Source organism: Sphingobacterium siyangense, assembly GCF_023277505.1.
GTDB lineage: Bacteria > Bacteroidota > Bacteroidia > Sphingobacteriales > Sphingobacteriaceae > Sphingobacterium > Sphingobacterium siyangense.
This window is the reverse complement of the sequence record NZ_CP080574.1, coordinates 2,702,215-2,725,875: the sequence shown is the minus strand read 5'-3', so window position 1 is coordinate 2,725,875 and position 23,661 is coordinate 2,702,215. Positions and strand designations below refer to the sequence as shown.

Genomic DNA, 23,661 nt, shown 5'->3' with positions numbered 1-23,661 from the left:
AGCCATTATTGACTAAATCATATACAAGTCTTTCATACCTAGTTATTGCTGTCATTTATCAACCATTTTCTCAAAAGCTCCAGCAATGTTTCTTTAACAAAAGGCTTCACAGCAAAATCATCCATTCCACACGAAATGCACCTTTCCTTTTCGTCCTTAATATTACTGGCTGTCAATGCTATAATTGGCGTATGTATCCTCCCCTCTTCATTTCTTCTAATCAATCCAGTTAACTCATAACCATTCATTTCAGGCATCTGTATATCCATGAAGACCAAATCAGGCCTATTCTCCTTGAACAATTCAAATCCCATTACCCCATCGACCGCCTCTATGATTTCCACATTGGGAAGAACATTCTGTACAATGGTTCTAGTAAGCAACATATTAAATTTGTTGTCTTCAATAATTAAAATCTTGTATTTTCTTTCCAAAAAGGCCGTTTCTTTTTCGGCATATTTGATCGTTTCTTCATCCTGCTGTAATGCAGCAACTAATGTTGAATACAGTTGATCTACTTTAACTGGTTTATTAATACAATGAATAATATGGCTGCTTTCAGCAATACGGGCTGGGTTGGTCTCAAGGACGGATAACATTAAAACTACGGGCTGTCCAACTCCTTTGTAGAGTGACTTTTCCCTAATTTTTTTTATCGTATCGATACCGTTCATTATAGGTAGATCATTATCAATAATAATCGCATCATACCGCTCACCTTTGGCCAACATTTGAAGAACTTCAAATCCGTTATCGGCCAACGAGACATTAACTTTCTTCAAATACAACATCAATGCAATATTAGCTCGATCGGCATCTTGTCGGGCAACTATCATAACCTTTAAGGATTCTAAAAGTTTCCATTCATACACATCCCCCTTTTGCGACCTTAATGTTATTTCAAAATAAAATTGACTCCCTTTCCCATATTCGCTCTCCAATTTTAGTTTACTATCCATCATTTTTAGCAATTGATTTGAAATACTAAGTCCAAGCCCTGTTCCGCCAAATCTCTTGCTTATTGAAGCATCTTCTTGAGAAAATGCTTCAAATATTTTTTGCTGTTTTTCTGGTTTAATACCTATTCCGCTGTCCGTTACACTGAAGCGCAGCGTGGTGGAGTTTTCGTCCGAGGATAGTACATCGACATGTAGTGCAACACTTCCCTTGTCCGTAAATTTTATTGCATTACTTAGAAGATTCATGAGCACCTGTTTGAGTCGAAGTGAGTCAACCCAAACATAATGCGGTAGCGATTCTGATAAATTTACCCGAAAATCCAATTTCTTGGCCTTCCACTGAAAGTCAATCAAACTTGTAACCTGAGCAAACATCTCATACAAATCATTTTTTTCAATCGAAAGCTCCAATTTGCCGGCTTCAATTTTAGAAAAATCAAGTATATCGTTTATGATGCTCAAAAGAAGATTAGCAGACTGATCGACAATAGAAACATATTCTTTTTGTGTATCGTCTAGTTTTGTTCGACTCATCAAATCCGTAAAACCTATAATTCCGTTAAGAGGTGTACGAATTTCATGACTCATATTAGCGAGAAACTCTGACTTCGCCACGCTACCCTGGTCAGCAAGCTTTTTAGCTTTCTCTAATTCTTCTCTTTGAAGAACAATCTTCGTGATGTCTGTGGCAATGCCAAGATAACCTATAATCTGACCAGAAATATCGCGCATTGCAGTGACTGCTAGAGATACGTAAAGTCGCGTAAAATCTTTTTTTATATAAGTCCATTCTCTTTGCTCGGATCCGTAGCGCTCTGCCATCTCGACAAACACCCTAAATTCACTAATCGGATACCCAAATTTACTTTCAAGTTCCTTCGCTCGATCTTTAACTTCCCTACTGCTATGAAATAATGTCGGCGTAATTTTACCGATCACTTCATTACCTTTATACTCTAATAAATTTTCTGCGCCCCGGTTGAAAAGTGTTATCAACCCTTCTGCGTCAGTTGCTATGATAGCGACTGCAGTAGTGGCATTCAACACATCTTCGAGCAATTTCTTAGAACGAATCGATTCCGCCTCAGAACGTTTACGTTTATCAATATCCTGAAAAGTGCCATATAGTCGAACGCACTTCCCTTTTTCAAAAGTTGCTTTCCCTAGTGCTCTAACCCACAAGCTTGTACCCTGATAGGTATCAATTTCTAATTCAAGATCCCATGAAGCTCCTGTAGCGATTGCACTATTGATAGCCTGAACAATTTTAATCCTATGTTGAGGATTTTTATAAAACTCAATTGCTGTTTTAATAGTTGGACGATAATCCTTTGGAACCCCATGAATAATCTTTGTCATTTCAGACCAATCGATATAATCATCAACTAAATCATACTCCCAGCTCCCCACTCTGGCCACCTGACTGGTCATGTCTAGTGTAGATTTCGCATATTCCAATTTACTAGTTAACTGGAGGCGCTGGTTTTTCTCTTGAAGTAAGCCAAGAACTTCTGTGCACAATAATGAAAAAAGAGTCTGTTGATTATCAGAAAGCTTGTTTGAGCTACTATCCATAACGCTTAAAAAACCAACTATTTTTCCTTCGTGATTGATGAGTGGTGCTTCATAATAATACAGTATTCCAAAATTCTGGAAAATCACTGAATTGCGCTGCGAAGGAAGTTCATTGCTAAGGTCTGGAAATTCTAGCGTGCCGTTGTCATCAAACACATAGTCCAAAAATACTTTATCGATACTTATATTTCCATCGACATCATGAAAATAGGTCCGTACAAAATTTTTACTGTTGTCGAATAAAGTCAACACCGCCATTTCCGTATTACAAATCAATTTCGCTTTAAGGAGCACTCCAAAAAGATCTTTCTTAATCATGTCAGCGACTAACTTATAATCATTATCCATGATGAGGTGGTCACTGTTATCGTTTTTAGGGTACCTTTGATTCTGCATAAGGTTGTAATATGCTATAGAAATTTAAAGTTTATAACAAAACAACAATTTTATTTGAATAGTTTTTTAATAAAAAAAGAATTAATTCAAATTAAAATATTTTGGAGAACTAGGCATACGCGGAATCATGCGTCATCTGTTCCCTTATATTCCATTACATCAAAGACTTTGATCTGCTCCGCATACATATCAACCGTTGGCTAAAGCCGGGCGGCAGTTTTGTGTTTTCTGTTGAGTATCCGATATTCACTACTAGACCCGACCAAGACTGAATCTACGATGCAGCCGCAAACAAGTTGTACTGGCCCGTAGACCATTACTTTGGAGAAGCAAGGCGGGAAACACACTTTTTACAAAACAATGTAATAAAATAACATAGGACACTTACCACATACCTTACAACCCTGCTGGCCCATAACTTTGCGATCAACTTAGTTACTGGACCACAGCCTAACATGGAGATGGTTAACCATGTTGCCTGAATGGCAGACGAACTCAAAAGCCCTATGATACTGATTGTGTCGGCACAAAAAAGGCCGGAATAAACCAGCCCTGATATATATAGTTATGATCCCAATAATGGGTAGTCGGTTTCAAAAAAATGCTGGCCTAACAAGTGCAAATCAAGCCAGCAAAAGCAATCTTCTCATTTTTCGTATAAGAAACAATTGTAATGTCTTACTCGTTTGAAAAAAATAAAAAAACCTTGAGGAGGGGATCTCAAGGTTTTTACTACCTGTTATTAACCTAATTTATGAAAGTACTCTTATAACAATGGTTAGTTCGCCTTCGTTTGATCTTTTTATAAAAAAGTTGAGTTCGTATTCCCTGCTTCACAATTATTTTATTTAAATGAGAGCTTATTCAAAATGGTATTGTCTAAGACCAACTTAACCTATAAAAAAGAAAAAGGCCACTTAGACAGTATCCAAGTGACCTTAAAATCTTATATTGTAATCTGTTTTATTTTCCTTTAGCCTTCTCTGCCTCGATCTGCTTTACAAACTCTACAGTGACGTCCGCTAATTCGGCTATCTCCGATATCGAAAACTTATTCGAAGACAAAAGATTTTTTATTACTTCCGCCTTCCCTTCGGCTTTTCCTTCGGCTTTTCCTTCGGCTTTTCCTTCAGCTTTTCCCTCAGCCATTGCTTTTTCGCGCGCTCGTTTCAATTGCTCCTCCTGACTACTTCGGATACTCTCGGCATCCCATTTATTCCTTAAACTTACGTTGTACATCTCTCGTTCCTCCGGTTTTAGTTTGCTATACTCTGCTAACTGAAATAACTTCTCAAAAATAGGCTTACGCAAATAAGTGGAAAGTCCATTTAGCGAAGACATATTTTTGAGTACATAAAGCCAACGATCTAAATCATTAACTAACTCTGCCTCAGCTTTAACAAAGTTAACCAATTCCACATATATAAAGCCTAGATCGTCATAAAATATTTTACCATGATCTCGATAACATAAACAAATATCGTGCAGAAAATACTGCTCATCCCCCGCATCAGGCATTGCAAATCCATCCATCAGTACAATGATATAAACTTCACTAATTGCATAATTCCAAGCCCTTCGGTTGCCTTTGGGTGCCTGATCCGCTATCAATTTACTGCTGTAATAAAGCATGCGCTTTTTCAAATTATCCTGCGCCGTGCGCTGCACTTCAATAATAAAACGTTCGCCATTGTCTGCCGTACAGGTCAGATCAAAAATAACGGTACCGATATCCTCTGTATCCCCGACATGCTCATTTTTGTTATAATACAGGTCGGCAATAATCTTGCGTCCTCTAAACAGTTCGTTTAAGAAAGCGATCAGAAGATCTTTATTGGTATCTGATCCGAAAACTTTTTTAAATCCATAATCTGTTGTAATATCGATATATTTCGACTGTTTCAACTCACTCATAATACATTGTTTTTAAATTGGTTAACAATACAAATATAAGTAAAAAAACATTTTAATACTAATATTTTTAGTATTAAAATGTTAGTATGTATATGAATTAAAACAAGTTCCCCGATGAAGATCATTTTCGTCCTATTCACTCCTCGGATCGGGTTTTAGCGGCATCTTGCCACAGCGGATCACCTCAACGGAAGGGCAACCGTATTCCAGAACAACTTTGCCTTAAACCAAATAGACTCCTGCTCCACGGAGTGGATATTTGGCTAGGCTCTGCGGGAAATGGACGGTATCAAAAAAGCGTCCCTCGGCATCAAGGAAGGTTCCGAATTTCATCAGGTCGCCACGCTTGGTCTTCACAAATTTCTCACAGACAAAATCGCCCACAACGCGGATTATTTTCCCTTCGTGCAGATGAAGTTCCCTGGCAGGCATATCGCCCCGATAATCGCTTTTGGTAAGTTCGAATAGCGTACCCGTTACGCAAAAGCCAATCAGCTCCATCTCGTCGTAATAATCCTCCAAGATATCTTCTTCCAAAGGGGGAAGAATAGGCTTGCGACTTTCGGTCTCAAAGAGCGCCATACCTGCTGCCACAGGCTTATGCTTGCTCATCATCAGGTGAGCTGCCCACAGCAATTGCTTTTTCCCCGTCCCTGTAAAACGCAAGGCACCCACACGAATCAAAATAACGACCTGCTCAATACCCGTCTGTGTCCGTTTGACAAAGTTTCCTAGACTCGTGTACTAGCCATTGGCTTCACGCTCCTCAATAATACGATGAGCCAGTTTACCTTCCAAATTGAGCAGGCAGTCAAAACCCAGGTAAATATCCTTATCCTGAATGGAGGTATTAAAGACCGACTGATTGACACAGGGCAGGCAGATATTGCCCCCTGAAATTCGTGCTTCATTGACATAGACCTTACGATTGTAAAACCCGCCATAATTGTTGAGCACCGCAACCATAAACTCCAAAGGATAGTAGGTCTTGAGGAAAAGACTCTGATAACTCTCTACGGCAAAAGATGCTGAATGTGCCTTGTTAAACGAATAGCCAGCAAAACTCTCCATCTGCCACCATATCTCGCGGCTAGTCTTCTCGTCATAGCCTTTGGCCTTACAGTTGGAAAAGAACTTATCCTCAATTTCGATCAGGTGGTCCTTGCTACGATATTTGCCCGACATCATCCGCCGGAGTACATCGGCATCGGCCATATCGAGCCCGCCGTAGGCATTGGCGATCTTCATTAGCAACATATTCTTTTCTTCAATTGACACATTATCAAATTTTTTTGCCAATCGTCGTATACCATATTTTATAAAAGAAACCAATCAAAGGTTGGCTGGCAAATGGGGGAATTTTTGGAATCTATTGGCTACTCCTGGTTTTGATAAGTACTTGTTTCTAACCAGTGATTTGAACATCATTAATCGAAAAGTAGGAAATACAGTTTTTGATATTGATTCAATTGGGCATGAATCAAAAAGCAACGATCTATCTTATGATCGTAACGAACGGATAATCAACTGGATAGCCGGATTAAGTTTTGAAAAGACATACTTAAAAATGTTGAGCGACAGATACCAGAAAACGGCAAAGATCGTAGCTGCAGCCAAGTACAATATTTATGATGTGAGAAATAGATCAGATCGTAATTTTCAAAACTTTGACCGTTACTTTACACTGTTCAGTCCGGAGATATCCTTTAATTATAGAAATCTACAGTTTGGCGAATTTGAAAATGTACTTGATTTGAAGTATAACCGAAGCTTCGATTTCCCTACTACAGATCAATTATTCCCCGTCGTCGATACTATCCAGATATATTCACTTTATTTGGGTAATCCAGAACTTAAACCTTCACGAAAAAATGAGATTCTACTGGATTTTAAACAGAAGAGACTCAATAAAAACCCGTTCTATTATGGATTATCTACTGGCATGAGTATGACCAAAAACTACATTTCATATAGCATGCTGTTTGATTCAAGCGGACGCACTATTATCAGACCGACAAATGTAGATCGCAATAGATCAATTATATTTAGGGGTAATTTGGCAAGGGCAATAAAATTTAAGAAGGATCAACTCCAGTTCAAAATGGAAGGGTACTGGAGTGCCTCAGAGGTTCCTTTTTATATATTATATATCGCAGGGCAGCAGAGCTTTGAAAAAAGTTTAAATTCTTCGATGGGAATAGAATTTAATACTCTATTTAGTCATTTGGATATCTTTTATCTAGGGCTGAATTATAGTTACAAGAACCTCTCCAGCAGACAGAATAATGATTCAGAAAAGATAAAAAGTGAATCGCATAAGATCGAGGGTAATACTCTTATAAATGTAAGCAGGCGGCTCTCCTTTATTTCCAACTTCGCTTATTACGATAATAAGTTTTATGGTGATAATCAACATTATTCAATTTTCAATATTAAAGTAAGTTATAGAATGCTAAAAAAGAACAATCTTGAGGCTTCCCTTTCTGGTAATGATATTCTCAACCAAAATAGACTTTTTACTGTTAAGAACATCGCAAATACTTTATCACAGCAGCGCACAAATGCTATGGGAAGATTTTTCATGCTATCATTAGCTTACTATCCACGTATGTTTGGAAAAAATAGTAATAAGTAGAAGATAAGTAAACTCTCTCATTTTCACACTAAAATATTATTTCAGTTTTGGTAATATTAACCATAAGCCAGGCGATCCCTGCTAAAACGTACTGGATTTATACTAAAAAAATGGAACAAGACTACGAGGTCAAAGAATATCCTAAGGAGGCGATTCCCGTAAATTACGATGGTACAAAGATGTCGCTATTGGCGTTAGTAATTACCCGATTGACTTACACCTGCCGCAAGCGAAAGAAAAGGCAGGTGTAGATCATTGTTGAACACCCCACCACCCGATAGATTAAACTGCGCGCTACTAAAGCCATTGGATCCCGAAATACTAATTGCTCCATTTGGCATCTCGTTGCCGGATATCAGAATTGACTCTTCCTGCCCGGTAACGCCGCTCTGCCGCCAATAGCCGATTCCACCATACATGCCTCCGATCAATGAATCTAGGTAAATCTTGTTGTTCGTGACCTGTACATTTTTAAGATACTGGTACGAGGAAGGTTCAATATAGATATACAGTAAAATCCCCGAAGTATGGAATTCATTGTTGAGGATAGCCAAGTTCTGCCCGTTCCGAGCTTTAATAGCACCACCGCTTCCATTCGCCGGCCAGCCTTTGATCACATTGTTCTGTATCGTCAGACCGTTAAAACTATGCGCATAAATACCATGATCGGTATTGGCATCTTCATTATTGAAAGATACATTGCGTAAAATGGTATTGCCACTGATCAGGCTATTGCTTTGAGAATTATCATTGATCGCCGTGATAAAGTAGCCCGTTGTGCCGGCATTGCCAAAGGTATTGTCAATGACCTTTGAATTTGTACTGCCCGACCCGTTCCACACCCCTCTTCCACTGTTTCCCTGCCTCCTGGAGAATACACAGTTTGAAACGGTCGCTTTATCCGTGCCGATCAGGCGAATGTAAGCATCATGCAGATCATTCGATTTGTTGCTACCTGCTTTTTTAATACCATAGTCAAAAATACACCATTTAAAAGTAACGTCAGACGCATTATTGATGTAGAAGGTCAGATTCCAAAATGTAATGCCCGAGAATGTACAGCCAGCAACATTGGCCGCACTGTAGGTCTGCCGAAGCAGCTGACTGTCCGATGCCCGCGCATCAAATATGGGGTTTGTATTTCCGCTTTTCATAAGCGTAATACCGGGCTTCATCAACAGGGCACCATCAATAAGATAAGTACCGGCTTCCACCCACACGGTATCGCCGGCACTTGCCTGTTCGATTACAGCATTGATTTCTGCCAGTGTCATCCCGGCAGAAACCAGGCCAGAGCCGGACATACTGCTGTTTGCTACAGAACTACCGTATAAGGAGACATTGGTCACTGTTGTGGAATCGAGTCCGTCCAATGGGCTGGAACAAGAATTTAGCAGCAGACCGAGTACCGCAAAACTGAAAATGATCTTTTTCATCTGGTTATAATTTGGTTGTGAATATCCTTTCTTTCCGTTGATTGATAACGCTGTATAGCCTTATGACTGGCCAACAAGTGTTACCTTGAAAACATAAACAGGTATCTCTCCGCCTGTAGCCGAAGGAACAGGAAGATGTAATGCTGTAGCGTCCTGTTTCCATTTGATTTTCTGCTTGCTTCCCAATAGCGTAATTTTCGCTATTCGCGCCTGACCTGCTGCCAGACTTTTTACCGCTGCAAAGTCGGTTTTTGGACTTCGTACAAACACATAGACAAAGCCATCCTTTGTCGTAAAACGGATGTCGGACACAATTTCTTTTGAGGTTGCATCATTTTCGGCATCTTTGATCGTTTGTTGCCCCGCAATCTCCGTTTCCTCCTCATGTAATTGGTTTCCTTCGCTTTGTATTTTCCATTCGCCTGACCCGTATATTGCCTCTGCATTAAGGTTCATCCAATCTCCGATACTCCGTAATCGGGCCATACTTTCCACAGGAAAGGTACCATCCCCTTTCGGGCCGATATTCAGCAGCAGATTTCCACCTTTACTAACAACTTCCACAAGATTTCTAACCAATATTTCGGGACTTTTCCAGACTGTATCATGCTTATTAAAACCCCAATTGCGACTCATTGTGATGCAGGCCTCCCATTTGCCCTTTGCTTTATTCATTAGGGTTTGCTCAACGACTTCGTAGTCGCCCAGCTGATTGCCGATACGACTATTGATGATGCAATTGGGCTGTAAATCATGAATGAACTGTTGGATTTCTGTGCTTTGTTCTTTAGTAAAGAGTTCGGGCGTATCAAACCATATTATACCAACGGGGCCATACTGTGTCAATAATTCGTGTAATTGTGGTTTTACTTTTCGCTCGATATATTTTGATAAATCTTTGGCGTCTTCATTCGGATAATCCCAGAAGTTGCTTCGCCCGGCCTTACTAGGCCAATTGGTAGGGACATCCGGATCTGCCCAGTCCCGCCCCAAAGAATAGTAAAAGCAAAGTTTTAAATCATAACGTTTGCAGGCATCAGCCAGGTCCCGCATTGGGTCCCGCTGCCAGGGAGTCTGTTGGACAATATTATAATCGCTACTGGGGGAATTAAACATGGCAAACCCATCGTGATGTTTTGCTGTAACGACAATGTATTTCATGCCGGCCCCCTTGGCGGCCTTTGCCCAGGTATCGGCATCAAAAGCAGTAGGGTTAAAATCCTTGGCGATCTGCGCATACTGTTGCAGTGGGATCCTTTCATATAACATAAAATGTTCGCCGCCCCGCGTTGGCCTGCCATTCCAGTCACCGGCAGTCTGAGAATATAGGCCCCAGTGAATAAACAGTCCAAATCTGGATGCTGACCACCAGGCCATCTTATCGGAGCTGCCCATAGGCTGTTGCTGGGCGAACGACCATAGCGAACAGCCCAACAAAAAGTACGACAATAGTATCGTTTTAATCTTCATACTAGGCCCCATTTAGTTTTCTGTAACGTAGCAACGCTTCTAAAAAGTAGTAATCTGCATAGATAAGCGGAACATCAATTTCACTTTTATGTGGCATGCTTCCTGTCGAGTGCTTAAGGATGAAGCCGCCATTGGTCCCCTTTTCAGCCAGGTATTCGCTGGAGGAGAGCGATTTCAACGTGCTTTCGGCAAAGTCATAATAGCGTTTGGCATCTGTTCCGGTCGTATAGGTAGACAATTCCAGCAAGGCTGCGCTGACCAGTGCCGCTGCCGACGCATCCCGTGGTATATCGTTCAACTTTCGGTTTGCATAATCCACATCCGGTCGGTACCCTTCCTGGCCAGCATTAAAATCCCAGTAGGGAACATTATCCTTTGGCAGATTGGGATGATCCATATAAAAATCTGCCGCTTTCCTGGCTGCATCCAGATATTTACTGTCCTTGGTTTCGCGGTAGAGCAGCGTATAGCCATAGATTGCCCAGCCCTGCCCTCTAGACCAGGTTGAATTGTCGGCATAGCCCTGATTGGTCTGCTGATGCAGGACTGCTCCCGTATTGGGATCATAGTCCACCACATGGTAAGTGCTGTAATCGGGTCTGAAATGATTCTTCAGGGTATGGTCGGCATGACTGATGGCGGCATTTTTGTATTTGGGGTCTCCAGTTAATGTTGATGCAAAAAACAACAGCTCCAGATTCATCATATTATCGATGATCACCGGATATTTCCATACCGTTTTTCCGTCCCAGGAAGCTTTTTCATTCCAGGATTTGATCAGTCCAACTTTCGGATCAAAGCGCTTCAGGGCAGACTCTGCTGAATGTATGAGGAGCTGTTGGTATTTTTTGATCTTTGTAGAATCGTCCTCCAGCCGTAAAGCGTTGCCATACGAACAGTACATCACAAAACCAATGTCATGATGTTGAGTCAGATCCTTCGCCTTTTCCAGTTTTTCGGTCCATGCTGTGGCCTGAGCTTTGACCTGGGGGTCTTTTGTATACTCGTATATATACCAAAGCCCGCCCGGGAAAAAGCCGCCTGTCCAATCCCATTCATCGGTTCCCACCACATGACCTGTTGTATCCAACGTCCGAGGAAAGTTGCTGTTATCAAGGAGCAGGTCATATTGCGCTCTGGCTCGCGTAAAGTCGGCAGCCACAAAATCGGAACTGTTCTGCTTGGTGCGCTGCTGCGCACAGGAAAAGAAGGTTGTCAAAAGAAATAAGAATATCATTTTAAGTCCAAAAGGATAATGTGTCTGCTTCATAAGATTTTATTTACTGCGCTGTTGATTCTTGTATATTATATTTTTGGGGCAATGTCGGATTATTTTTTCCGCATGCGTCGGTTTCATTCCGTCACTTCCAGTTCGACTGTTTTGACTACAGGGTATTCTCCGTACACATTGCTATTACTGCCAACGAAAGTAATTTCATAAGTCCCGGGAGCTGTGAAAGTGTAAGCATAGGTATCCATCCGGGTGCTCATATTTTTGAGCGCCACCCCTTTATCCGGTGTCACACTGGTTAGGTCCAGCGGTTTTGAGATAGCCCACACCTGATTGGAGCCTATTGTTGCTCCGCCGCCTTGAAAGCGTAGCCCCGCACTGCTTAATAACCAGGAGACAGAAGAATTTTCCAGACCGATTGAGGTCCAGGCTGCACCTTGCAGATCCGCTATCGGCAAGGTGATGCCTTCTGTTGTTTCGGTATTTAGGCTGAACTGATTGATCCACCAGCGGGGCTGTGTCGATCCGGTAGTCCCGGTGTATTTAAAAGCAAAATAAACCATGGTATTCGCATTCAGATTAAAACCCGACGCACTTAATTTCGACAGATCAACTTGTCCCGAGGATATGTAGGTAGCGTCATTGGCCTGGATGCCAGATAACGTAAATGCGGCTGTAATATCCACCCAGTCGCTCTCCTTGATCGCATCAGGCTGATAAACTCCTGCAAATTGCTGCGATACCAGTAGGCGGAGAGAATTCGGCTGTTGCGCATCCGTACCATAACGGCGGTTGCTCGAAAACTCCAGTGTCACAGCCTGTGGAATAGCTTTTGTACGCTCCCGGTAAACGTACTTATGGCCTTCTTCACCCGAGAAGAACGTCAGCTGGTCGGGATTGCCACTGATATGGAACAACACTTGCTCACCAACTTTATAGCTATTTTTATCCGTATGGACTTCTAAGTTCAAAGGGATGGCCTCTTTTTTCTCGCATGATTGTAGGATCGGCAGTACGAGAAGCGATGCTATATAAATATATCTTTTCATAATTTTCACATTATTATCTGGTGTTACCATGCGGGATTTTGCGTCATCAGGTTATTCAGCGATAGCTCGTTGATCGGAATAGGGAAATACGTATCCCGATCACTGACATTATTGAAAGCCAATGCCATGTACCGATAATCGGCCGGTGCCAACTGGTTATACTGTTGGGCAACGAGTTTCATTTCGGCAATGAAAGTACCATAACGTACGAGATCAAATTTCCGCAACCCTTCGTAGCATAATTCCCGAAAGCGTTCCTCCCGTATAGCTATTCGCATTTCGCTTTCATTGGTTAGCTCATCATTCCGGTTTGAAGCATGTGCACGGCCACGTACTTCCTGAAGTGCATTTTTGGCACGGGCCGTGGGGCCATTCACTTCATTTTCGGCTTCAGCAAACATCAATAGGACATCAGCATAACGTAATAGCGGAAAATTAATTGGCGTATAATTCCTGTTTTTAGGCTTTAAGATCTCGTAATCTCTTCTAAATTTGGCGACATGCCGACGTTCAATTTCCGCTGCCGTATAGAATACGGAGTCTGTGATCAAGTTGTTGGCATGGTTGTACCGATAACTGGCGATATTCCAGTCCCGGCGTTTATCTGTGGGTTCGTAAGATTCAAAGAGCTTGCGCGTGGCAGCCAACAGACCATAACTAAAGCCCTTGCCCTCATCGCTGGTCTGTATGCCACTTTGATTGCCAATGCGCCCAGCTTCAAAATCACCACTGCGATTGCCATAGAATTCTACCTCCCAGATGGATTCGCTGATATTATACCGGTCTGCCGCCATATCTGTAAAGATCTTTTTGTAATCCGCGACAAGGCTATGTTTATAATCTTCCCCTTGTGGAAAGACCAGTTTGCTTGACCATTCCAATGCTTTTTGATACTTGGATGCGTCATTGAGCGGAGCTCCGGCCATTTTTAGGTATACCCGAGCCAAGATGCCCCGGACGGCAGATTTTGAAACGCGGCCAGCATGACCATACACCTGAATGTCCTTGACCATGGAATCCGCTGCTTCCATCTCCTGCACAATAAAGTTATAAACTTCCGTCTGCGGCGTACGTGCGATATTGACATTACTGACCGAACTTGTAGGCGCTGTTTTCAAAGGAACATCCCCCCAGTTGCTGACCAAAATAAAATAGTAATAGGCCCGCAAAAACCTGACTTCACCTATCACAGCCTGTTTATCAGAGGCAGCCATCTGTACGGACTCAATTTTGCTCAGAAAAAAATTGGCCCGCTCAATACCCTCATACAGAAATCGCCAGATATCATTGATTTTTGGATTAGAAGCATCGTAACTATAGATTTCTGGTCCAGCGAGATAAGACGAGCGAAAATAGGCCCCCTCATCACCCAGGGTCAGATAGCTCGAATAGGTGGATCCGTAAAAGTCTTCCCTGCCGAGAATATCGTATACGCCAACAAGTCCGGTCATCACCTCCTTTTCATTCTGATAATAATTTTCCTTGACCACATCAAAGGGCTGCTTGTCCAAAAATTTAGAACATCCTGAAAAAATTGAAGTCGATGCCACTAAACACAAGAAGCTTAAATGTTTATATTTTTTTGTTAATGCTAGTTTCATAAGATTACAGATTAAGGTTGATACCAAATACAAAGGTTTTGGGTCTTGGGTAGGACGAATAGTCAAAGCCGGGCGTCAACGCCGAGTAGTACACAGCAACCTCGGGATCATATCCTGAGTAATTGGTAAGTGTCCATATATTCTGTACGGAGGCATAGATACGTAGGCTTTTGATTTTCCACTTGTCTAACAGCCCCTTATCAAAAGTATAACCTATAGATCCTGTTTTCAGACGCAGGTATGAGCCGTCTTCGATAATGCGGGTCGAATAGACATTAGGCCCCTGGCCACCCACACGGGGCATGGTAGAGGAGGTGTTTTCCGGTGTCCAGCGGTCCGCATAGCTCGCAAATTGATTGAGATGTGCTTTACTGCCATTTTCAAACAACAGCCTATTGGCATTGACAATATCGTTTCCATAAGACCATTGAAAAAATAAGTGGAGATCAAAATTCTTGTATTTAAAGGTATTCGCAAATCCCCCCTGGTGAATGGGATATCCACGTCCGATCACTGTTCTGTCAAGATTATCCACTACCAGATCCCCATTGAGATCCTTATACTTCACGTCGCCGGGGCGAATCGAGCTACGTGTGTTACCATTGGTCGCCACCGTCTGTTTTAAGAGGTAACTGCCATCGGGCTGTTGGTCAAAGTCTTCATATTGATAGACACCATCCCAGAGGTATCCATACATCTGTCCGAGTGGCTGATTGATTTTGGCAATATATAACGGAGTAGTTCTGTAATCCTGATCCCAGGCCAGTGCCGTGGTCAGGCTTTCCTGATTTTCGGTAAGTTCAACTACTTTATTTCGGTTAAAGGAAATGTTGAAGGAACTATTCCAGCTAAAATTGGCTTTTTGGATGATATCTCCCGATAAGGTTAATTCAATCCCCTTGTTGCTCGTTTCACCTATATTTTTAAAGGCATTGCTATAGCCCGTGGTGGAGGGTAATGCTGCATAGAGCAGGAGATCATAGGTGCGTTTGTGGTAATAATCCGCCGTCAGCATCAACCTGTTTTTAAAAAGCCCCAGATCGATGCCGGCATTGCGCTGTGCCGTACTTTCCCAGCGCAGATCCGGTGTTCCGATACCAAGGTACATCCCTTGTAAAAGCTCATTTCCCCAGGAATAGTAACCGTTGGTGCTGACACTGGTATTTTCAAAGTACACAGGCGAAAAAGAAGCATATTCACCCACCCTGTTATTTCCTGTAATTCCATAACCCAGTCTCAGTTTGGCATCCGAGAAAAGTTGCTGATTTTTCATAAAGGGTTCATTGATCAGTCGCCAGGCGAATGCAGCAGAGGGAAAGTACCCATATCTGTTATTGCCAACAAACTTGGATGAGCCATCTGCCCGAAACGATGCGGTCAGGAGGTAGCGGCTTTTGTAATTATAGTTTACACGGCCCAGATACGAGAGCATGGACCATTCCGATTGCAGAGAGGTGACAGGTTGGGGCACCCCTTCACTCAGGCCTGCCAGCCCCTTGATCTCGTTGGGCAGATGAATGGCGGAAAAGCCATACCTATGGTACTTGTTGCCCTGAAAAGTGATCCCAACAACCGCATTCAGGGTATGGTCTTTAAATTTTTTGTTGTAGGTCAACAGGTTTTCGTTGAGCCAAGTGTTGCTCTGCGTGTATAGAATCGAACCGTTTACGCCATTTGTGCTTCCGGCAAAACCATATCGGGTGCGTGAATTGTTGTATGTGTCCAACCGTGTATCAGAATTGTTAATACCGCCATTAATCCGCAGTTTTAGTGTCGGCGAGAACGCATATTCTGCATAACCGTTCACGATAAGCCGGTTATTGTAGTTTTTGCGGAGCTCATTCTGAGCAGAAAGTATGGGGTTGAACCGATAGTCGTTGGTGGGATTGGCGAGATCGTCTGTTGGATCATTCAAAAGATCTTCATCGGCAAAAGCAATGGGCCGGTAGCCCCATACGCTGTACATCAGGTAGTTCATGGCGGAGAATGCCGATTCAGGAGCCGCGGGATTGCTACCATCAGTAAGTGTGCCGGTATACATGGCATTGATACCGACTTTTAGTTTCTGAAAACTCTGATCGAGCGTGATCTTGCCTTGTTTACGGTCAAATCCCGAATTAATGATAATACCTTGCTGACCAAAGATATTACCTGAAACGGAATATTTTGTGTTGCTGTTCCCGCCCATCACCGAAAGGCTGTGGTTGTGCATCACCCCATCCCTAAAAATATGCTCCTGCCAGTCGTTGCTCGGTACAGACCTATAGTCTTCTAATGTCTTGCCATCGTTAAAATAAGTGAGCTGCGCGCCTACAGGATCGCGTTCCGCCTGCAAACGGACAAATTCATAGCCATTCATCAGATCCATGCTATTGATGATCTGCTGCGATCCTATATAGCCATTATAACTGATCTGTGGAGCTCCTGCTTCGCCCTTTTTTGTCGTGATCAAAATAACACCATTGGCACCACGTGCACCGTATATCGCAGTGGCAGATGCATCTTTCAGCACTTCGATCGAAGCGATTTCATCCGGATTAAGGACATTGCTGTTCGCATTTTCTATTGGAAAACCATCGATGACATACAGGGGTGAATTATCTTGTGTCAGGGAATTGGCCCCGCGGATCACAATGTTCATTTCACTGCCCGGTTTACCACTTTCTGAGGTGACCTGTACGCCGGCTACACGACCGGCCAATGCTTCCAATGCAGAACCAACGGGAGCCTTCTTGATATCCTGCATATTGACTGATCCCACAGAACCTGTAAGGTCTTTTCGTTGCACTTCACCGTACCCAATTACCACAACTTCATCTAAGGATTTATTGGTCTGTACGAGTTTTATCTGCAGTACTTTAGCTTCTTTTACAGCAACTTCTTGTTCATCATAACCGATAAATCTAAAGATAAGTACAGCTAAAGTGTCCGAGACCTGAAAAGAGAAGCGGCCATTAAGGTCCGTGGTTCCTTTTGTACCGGAGCCCTTTTGCAAAATACTTACACCGGGCAATGGCTTTCCGGTAACTATATCGGTTACTATTCCGCTGATCTGCTGCTTTTGTGCATAGAGCTGCGGAACTTGGAACAGGCAGGTCGCTCCCAATACGATTGTTTTTAGATGCGGTATCATATTTTACATTTAATAAATTGATTACACTTTATGATTGGTTTTCGGGCAATCCGACATGAGGTAGTATTTGCCCATAGCTTTTTTCTGTCGTAGAAAGAAGCTTGACAAATATTTGGATCTTTATGGAAAATAAGGGGGTAAAAAATCGGAAATATAGGGGTAAAATCTCTTAGCGTAAGCTATTTTCCCTATATTGAGTGGGATTTACACCAAATTTCTTTTTAAATTCTTTACTGAAATACTTTCGATCGTTGAATCCTACGGAATAGGCAACAGATGCGACCTGATCAGACTGTATCAGGAGATTGGCAGCGACACTCAGACGGATATCTTTAATCAATTCGGCAACACTGAGGCCTGTCAGGCTTTTGACCTTCTTCAACAGCGCACTTTGGCTCTGTCCCATATTTTCCGCTAAAGTCGCAACTGAAAACTCAGCTTCGGCGATATGTGCTTCGACCATCGTTCTTAACTTATCCAAATAAGCCGCAGCAGCATTGCTTATGTTTTCATCACGTTTAGATAACAGCAAATAGCGTCGGTTACGTTCTTTAACCAATTCTAATGCTGATATGGTGTTGAAAATCTGAAGATCTAAAACCTGTAAGTTGAATGGTTTAGTTACATAATTGATGATGCCACTTTGATAACCAATGATACTATCCTGCTCCTCTCCTTTGGCTGTCAGCATAATTACGGGGATGTGGGCTGTATCCGGATCGGCTTTGATGGATTTCACCAGCGTGTAGCCATCCATCTGGGGCATCGCGATATCTGTTATAATCATATCGGGCATGCTATCGGCAATTGCCGCAAGCGCCTCCTTTCCATTGGCAGCAGCACTTACGTTGTAGCATGTCTGCAGATGGTTGAGCAGAAAAGAACGGAGTTCGTCATTATCTTCCACGATCAGCAGCTGATAATCCCGGGTCGAGTCCGGAATGCAGGCCGCGGTACTTTCAGCCGTACTTGTCTCCGAAATAATTTCCGTCGGTATCCCTTGCTGGCGCCGGATACATGCCGGCAACAATATGGTGAATACGGTGCCCTCCTGTTGGCCCAGCTGCAGTGGATTGTCAAGATAGAGATTTCCTTGATGCAGTTCTACGAGCTCTTTGGCGAAAGACAATCCGATTCCCCAGCCTTCCTTCCCTTTTCCCGCATCAGCTTGGTAAAAGGTATCGAATATGCGCTCCCGGTCTTCCCTTTTGATACCTTGACCATTATCCATCACATGGATAAACAGATTTTCGTTCCGCTGACGGATGACAAGTTGAACCCTGGGAGCATGCTCGCTCCTAAATTTAAAAGCATTGGAAAGCAGGTTGAGCAATACTTTTTCAAGCTGTTGGGGATCAGCCATAAAAGAACCTTCAAATTGGTTATCCAAGACATAGCTTATACCCGATTCTTCGGCTATCACAACAAAGCATTGATGTATATTCTCAAAATAACTTGTTGCGTCTATAACAACTTTATTCAAGGTCAATTTTTGGGCATCCATTTTATTGAAAGACAATAGTTCTTGCGTCAAATGTAGCAGCCGCTTAATATTACGTCTCACCTGTTGTAACTGCACATCCACTTGACTATCGAGCCTTTTATCCAGCAATATTTTCTCTATCGGGGCATGAATTAAGGTCAGCGGCGTGCGGATTTCATGGCTGATCTTGGTGAAGAAATCAAGCTTTGACTGCATCAGTGCTGCTTGATCCTGATGCAGTTTTTCTTCATAATATAACTTTGTTTTAAGCTGCTTTTTGTCCAGGTTATAGCGGTAGAAAAAATAGACAATGCCCATCAGTAGCACTGTATACCCAGTATAGGCCCAGATAGATTTATAAAAAGGCGGAGCAATGTTGAATACCACAGATTTGCTCACGTTACTCCATAGTCCGTCATTATTTGCCGTCTTTAACCGAAGCGTATATCGTCCGGGGCTCAGATTGGTATAAGTTATGGAGGGCTGATCGGTCAGATTCCATTCTTTTTCGAGTTCTTCAATTTTATAGGCATAGCTGTTTTTCTGCGGATTGATAAGGTTGTCTGAACTAAAGTCGATCGTAAACGTATTTTGGTCATGTTTCAGTGCAATTTCTTCCGCCCGGTCCGGATTTAGATAGCCCAACACTTTGTCGACTCTCGTCCTGCTCAGACCATTGATAGAGAAGCCCGAGATCAACAATTTGGGTACCCCCGCATTTGACTGGTGATGAGACACATCGAGACTGATTAAGCCTTTGTGCGAACCGACGAGCAGCTGCCCATCCCGACAAAAAATGGCATTTGGTAAGAATTCATTTGTTGGGAAACCATCCTGAATATCCATATAGCGTTTTGCTCCAGTCAGCTTATTGTAAAACACGAGTCCATTATTTGTGGAGATAATAATTTCGTTGACATTGTTTTCGGCAATCCCTAACACATGGTAATAGCTACGCGTTGGAAATAACTCCACCCTGTTTACCACTCCTGTTTTCGGATTATAGTTATAAAGCCCCTTTTCCTGCGTCCCAATCCATATCTGCGAAGTCCTATCTTCAAAAAGCGTGTTGATATAATGATCTTTCATAAGATCCTCAGAACGATAGATTCCTTGTTGTTCAGCACTATTGCGGAGTTGACCAAGCCCCTGGGCCGTTCCAATAAATAGACTACCGTTTCGGCTGGCTAAAATGTGCTTGATATAATTGTTGGCGGTATTTTTTGTAAAAGTGCTGGTAGGTTGAATAGCAGTCGTAAATTGACTATTGATCATTTGTAAGCCTTTGTTACCGGTCCCGATCCAAATGTTCCCGAGGCGATCCCGGTTAATGCTGCTGATGTAATTTTGGAGCAGCGTAATGCCATTTTCACCGGTAATATTGTAATAGCGAATATCTGCGGTATTTTGACGGCTGATGCGAGCCAGCCCTGCGCCGAACGTACCCACGTAAATATATTTATCATCTGTGAGCAGGCATTTGACAGTATTGGACCGGAGCTCTATTTTCCGATAGACATCGCTATCCTTTTTGCGCACGTTCAGCCCGTCCCGTTCTGTTCCAACCCAAGTATTTTCATCATCGTCAATGGCAATGGCGCTGACCAGATTTCCGCTCAGATGTTTGAAATTGCCGTCTGCCAGATCTACCTTAAAGGGATACACCGACGGATGATGATAGTTTATTCCGCCAAAATTTGTCCCCATCCAAACAATACCCTGCCGATCAATATAAATCGTCTTGATGGAATTATCATTGATACTGAAGGGATTGTTGGCACTCGATTTTATCTGCTGTATCTGACTACCGTCGGGCTGTAGCAAATTGGCTCCTTCCATTGTCCCTACCCAGATATTTTTGGCTTTATCTATCGCTATCGCTCGCACATAATCACTTGATAGTCCCGTTTTACCTGTATAATGCGCAATCTGCTGAAATAAGATGTCCAATTCAAAAAGACCATGTCCATCCGTAGCAATCCAGATTTTATCTGTAGCCACTCGCTTGATATCCTTCACGGATATCGCTAAGCTATTTGTATGACTTAGTTTAATTGGTTCAATTGTTTTTTGATCCCGCCAAAGATATAATCCCCTGTTGGTCCCGATCAAGATATTTCTTCCCAGCTGTAATAAGGAGTAGATTTCCAGTCCGGGGAGAATATTCACGTTTTCTATCTTGGGATGATCGGCATTTTTAATGCACATCAGACCATTATTTGTACCGAGTAAGACGCTAGATTCAATAAAATAAATTGCTAAAACGGCAAAATGGTTGCTATTTTTAGGTTTGACATGCTCAAAGTTAATTCGCTGAAAACGGTCTTGTTTAGGCTGATAAATATTTAGGCCCTGCTGTGTTCCGATCCACAGGGTCTTTTGGCGCGGATGTTCAACAATGGTGTAAATATAGTTGTTCGTGGAAATGGTGTTAACATCGCTATTATCCGAACGGTACTGTTTAATGCGGTTACCATCGTATCTATTAAGTCCGTCCCTGGTACCGATCCAGAGAAAGCCTGCATTGTCACGGCATATACTCAATACGGTGCTATTCGAGAGCCCTTTATCATAAGTTAGACTACCGAAATGATACTGGGCCAGGGCATGTTGTGCAAATAAACAGCAGATTAGCGTTAAATAAATAATGCATTGGACATATCTTTTTGTCATTTAGATCCTTCAACTGGTAGTAGAGACAAGTATACGATTTTCTCTGCAATGAATGAAAAATTACCTGCCATTAGTTGGTCCACAAATAAAAGATGTATCGCGTATATTTTGGGGTTTGCGTACCAGTATCGCTTGTTGATGAAGCGGCTAAAAATTTAGCCTTCTGAAGCAATGCAGGTAATATCCTCCGGGCTGATCCTCCGGTCTGTGTCGATGTAGTCTTCGCGATGGAAGATTTTTCCGCTTAACGATCAACCAATTCCTTTACAGATTCTCCATTTTGGTCGATAAATTTAGCTCCAATTTTAAACAGCTGATACCATTTTCGGAACGTGCCTATAAAGACAAGCAGCATCAGGAGCATAGCCAAGATCGCTAAAAACGCTAATAGCAGCTGCCCTTTGGGCAAATAAATATCCGTGACCTGTAGATAGCCAGCCCAAAAGGTGATACCGGCCATAAATACGCCCGGAATTGCCGTAATTAAGGCATATTTCCCCCGATTCATCCGAATAAGCATCGTCGTACAGACAATAAGCCCACAGGCAGCTAACAGCTGGTTGCTGATTCCAAATAGCGGCCAAATACTGCTTACATTTCCCGTAAAAACAAGATAGCCCCATGAAAAAGTGAAAATAGCGCTACATAACCAGACGCCCGGTTTCCAATCCTTGTCTTTAAAAGCCGGAAAAACACCACCCAGCATTTCCTGCAAAAAGAATCGTCCGACCCGTGTACCGGCATCGATAGCTGTAAGGATAAACACGGCTTCAAACATTATGGCAAAATTATACCAATAAGCCATCACATTGTCCATAAAAGGCACCTTATCAAAAATATGGGCCATCCCCACGGCAAGGGAAACAGCTCCGCCTGTACGGCCATGGAGGTCTACTCCTATCCGATCTGAAAAATGCTGTAGATCCACGGCTTTTAATTCGGGATGCCGTGCCAGAAAATTTGCATAGTCGCTGACTGGTGTGTTGATCGCAAAATAGTCGCCCGGTAACAGGGTGCATGCTGCGATCAAGGCCATTAAGGCCACAAATCCTTCCACCAACATCGCGCCGTAGCCTACAAAAAGTATCTCTTTTTCGGTGCCCAGCATCTTAGGTGTCGTGCCTGTGGCAATAATCGCATGGAAACCCGAAATTGCCCCACAGGCGATCACGATAAAAATAAATGGAAGCACAGGCCCGCCGATCACAGGGCCGCCGCCATGAATAAAATTGGTCAGCACAGGCATTTGGATTATCGGATGCACAAAGACAATGCCCACGGCCAGCATCAGAATCGTGCCAATCTTGAGGTAGGTGGAAAGGTAATCCCTTGGAACAAGAAGCAGCCAGATGGGTAGCACCGAAGCCAAAAACCCGTAAATAGCAATCGCAATCGAAATGGTCTTGACATCCCAATCAAAAAGGTTGTAAATGACCGGGATCTCCATCAAACGATGGCCTGCAATGATTCCCACGATCAATAATATTCCCCCTAATATACTTGCCAAGGTAACGGATCTGGCTCTATAGCGCATCAATAGTCCCATAAATATGGCAATTGGCATGGTCAGAATAATCGTAAACAGGGACCATGGGGCTTCGTGCATGGCGCTGATGCAGGCCAGTGACAGTCCGGCCAAGGTCAGGATTAGAATAAACAGAACGGCTATACCGGCTATCCCGCCGACAACGGTGCCAATCTCCTTGGACGCAATGGTAGCAAGACTTTGCCCTTTGTGCCGTACAGAAGCAAACAGGACAACCATATCATGAACACCACCGCCCAGGACACAACCAATCAAAATCCAGAGTGCACCGGGAAGATAGCCAAACTGGGCCGCAAGTACTGGCCCTACCAATGGCCCTGCAGCAGCTATGGCAGCAAAATGATGTCCAAACAACACCTTGCGGTCTGTCTTGACATAATCATGGCCATCAGCAAACTCGACTGCTGGCGTCGTGATGGCATCGTTGAGCCGGAGTACTTTCTGCGCCATAAAGACCCCGTAAAAACGGTAGGAGATTGCAAAAATTAAAATTGATGCAAAAACCAGTGTAAGGGCATTCATATGATCTAAATCCATCCGATATCCAGTATAATTCTATT

Annotated in this window: 13 protein-coding genes; 1 reads left to right on the top strand and 12 read right to left on the bottom strand. The window is 42.8% G+C overall.

The window, feature by feature from the left end:
* Positions 1-38 precede the first annotated feature (38 nt).
* From K2F45_RS10965 to K2F45_RS10950, 4 genes are all read right to left on the bottom strand, one after another.
* A complete protein-coding gene (locus tag K2F45_RS10965) occupies positions 39-2,882 on the bottom strand; it encodes a PAS domain-containing hybrid sensor histidine kinase/response regulator (RefSeq protein WP_248933558.1) in 2,844 nt (947 codons plus the stop codon).
* 1,011 nt (positions 2,883-3,893) lie between these two features.
* Complete coding sequence (locus tag K2F45_RS10960) at positions 3,894-4,844, bottom strand: Rpn family recombination-promoting nuclease/putative transposase (protein WP_248933557.1); 951 nt, start codon at positions 4,842-4,844, stop codon at positions 3,894-3,896.
* 222 nt (positions 4,845-5,066) lie between these two features.
* Positions 5,067-5,519: a hypothetical protein gene (locus tag K2F45_RS10955; protein WP_248933556.1), complete on the bottom strand. Its 453-nt coding sequence runs from the start codon at positions 5,517-5,519 to the stop codon at positions 5,067-5,069.
* 69 nt (positions 5,520-5,588) lie between these two features.
* Positions 5,589-6,122, bottom strand: a complete 534-nt coding sequence (locus K2F45_RS10950) for a helix-hairpin-helix domain-containing protein (protein WP_248933555.1) — start codon at positions 6,120-6,122, stop codon at positions 5,589-5,591.
* 61 nt (positions 6,123-6,183) lie between these two features.
* Between K2F45_RS10950 and K2F45_RS10945 the strand changes: the two genes are divergently transcribed.
* The gene (locus K2F45_RS10945) at positions 6,184-7,479 is read left to right on the top strand and encodes an outer membrane beta-barrel protein (RefSeq protein WP_248933554.1); all 1,296 of its coding nucleotides are present in this window, start codon (positions 6,184-6,186) and stop codon (positions 7,477-7,479) included.
* 194 nt (positions 7,480-7,673) lie between these two features.
* On the opposite strand, the gene K2F45_RS10940 is transcribed toward K2F45_RS10945, so the two are convergent.
* The 8 genes from K2F45_RS10940 to K2F45_RS10905 form a co-directional block, all read right to left on the bottom strand.
* Positions 7,674-8,915 carry a glycosyl hydrolase family 28-related protein gene (locus tag K2F45_RS10940; RefSeq protein ID WP_088161236.1) on the bottom strand — a complete coding sequence of 414 codons (1,242 nt, stop codon included), beginning with the start codon at positions 8,913-8,915 and terminating at the stop codon, positions 7,674-7,676.
* A 60-nt stretch (positions 8,916-8,975) separates the two neighbouring features.
* A complete protein-coding gene (locus tag K2F45_RS10935; RefSeq protein ID WP_248933553.1) occupies positions 8,976-10,385 on the bottom strand; it encodes an alpha-L-fucosidase in 1,410 nt (469 codons plus the stop codon).
* A gap of 1 nt (position 10,386) precedes the next feature.
* Entirely contained in the window at positions 10,387-11,655 is a 1,269-nt protein-coding gene (locus K2F45_RS10930; RefSeq protein WP_248933552.1) for a glycoside hydrolase family 88 protein, read from the bottom strand.
* An 83-nt stretch (positions 11,656-11,738) separates the two neighbouring features.
* Positions 11,739-12,665, bottom strand: coding sequence for a DUF5017 domain-containing protein (locus tag K2F45_RS10925; protein WP_248933551.1), 927 nt, complete (start codon positions 12,663-12,665; stop codon positions 11,739-11,741).
* Between the two features lie 23 nt (positions 12,666-12,688).
* Positions 12,689-14,266 (bottom strand): RagB/SusD family nutrient uptake outer membrane protein, encoded by a 1,578-nt coding sequence (locus K2F45_RS10920; protein WP_248933550.1) that lies wholly within the window; start codon positions 14,264-14,266, stop codon positions 12,689-12,691.
* 4 nt (positions 14,267-14,270) lie between these two features.
* Positions 14,271-17,399 (bottom strand): SusC/RagA family TonB-linked outer membrane protein, encoded by a 3,129-nt coding sequence (locus tag K2F45_RS10915; protein ID WP_248933549.1) that lies wholly within the window; start codon positions 17,397-17,399, stop codon positions 14,271-14,273.
* Positions 17,400-17,568: 169 nt separating this feature from the next.
* Positions 17,569-21,555, bottom strand: a complete 3,987-nt coding sequence (locus K2F45_RS10910) for a hybrid sensor histidine kinase/response regulator transcription factor (RefSeq protein ID WP_248933548.1) — start codon at positions 21,553-21,555, stop codon at positions 17,569-17,571.
* Between the two features lie 244 nt (positions 21,556-21,799).
* Positions 21,800-23,638, bottom strand: coding sequence for a carbon starvation CstA family protein (locus tag K2F45_RS10905; RefSeq protein ID WP_248933547.1), 1,839 nt, complete (start codon positions 23,636-23,638; stop codon positions 21,800-21,802).
* Positions 23,639-23,661: the final 23 nt, after the last annotated feature.

What these genes read in the sequence shown, in the direction of transcription:
- K2F45_RS10965 (WP_248933558.1), bottom strand. Translation starts at nt 2,882, where the DNA reads ATGGATAATGATTATAAGTTAGTCGCTGACATGATTAAGAAAGATCTT.
- K2F45_RS10960 (WP_248933557.1), bottom strand. Translation starts at nt 4,844, where the DNA reads ATGAGTGAGTTGAAACAGTCGAAATATATCGATATTACAACAGATTAT.
- K2F45_RS10940 (WP_088161236.1), bottom strand. Translation starts at nt 8,915, where the DNA reads ATGAAAAAGATCATTTTCAGTTTTGCGGTACTCGGTCTGCTGCTAAAT.
- K2F45_RS10935 (WP_248933553.1), bottom strand. Translation starts at nt 10,385, where the DNA reads ATGAAGATTAAAACGATACTATTGTCGTACTTTTTGTTGGGCTGTTCG.
- K2F45_RS10930 (WP_248933552.1), bottom strand. Translation starts at nt 11,655, where the DNA reads ATGAAGCAGACACATTATCCTTTTGGACTTAAAATGATATTCTTATTT.
- K2F45_RS10925 (WP_248933551.1), bottom strand. Translation starts at nt 12,665, where the DNA reads ATGAAAAGATATATTTATATAGCATCGCTTCTCGTACTGCCGATCCTA.
- K2F45_RS10920 (WP_248933550.1), bottom strand. Translation starts at nt 14,266, where the DNA reads ATGAAACTAGCATTAACAAAAAAATATAAACATTTAAGCTTCTTGTGT.
- K2F45_RS10915 (WP_248933549.1), bottom strand. Translation starts at nt 17,399, where the DNA reads ATGATACCGCATCTAAAAACAATCGTATTGGGAGCGACCTGCCTGTTC.
- K2F45_RS10910 (WP_248933548.1), bottom strand. Translation starts at nt 21,555, where the DNA reads ATGACAAAAAGATATGTCCAATGCATTATTTATTTAACGCTAATCTGC.
- K2F45_RS10905 (WP_248933547.1), bottom strand. Translation starts at nt 23,638, where the DNA reads ATGGATTTAGATCATATGAATGCCCTTACACTGGTTTTTGCATCAATT.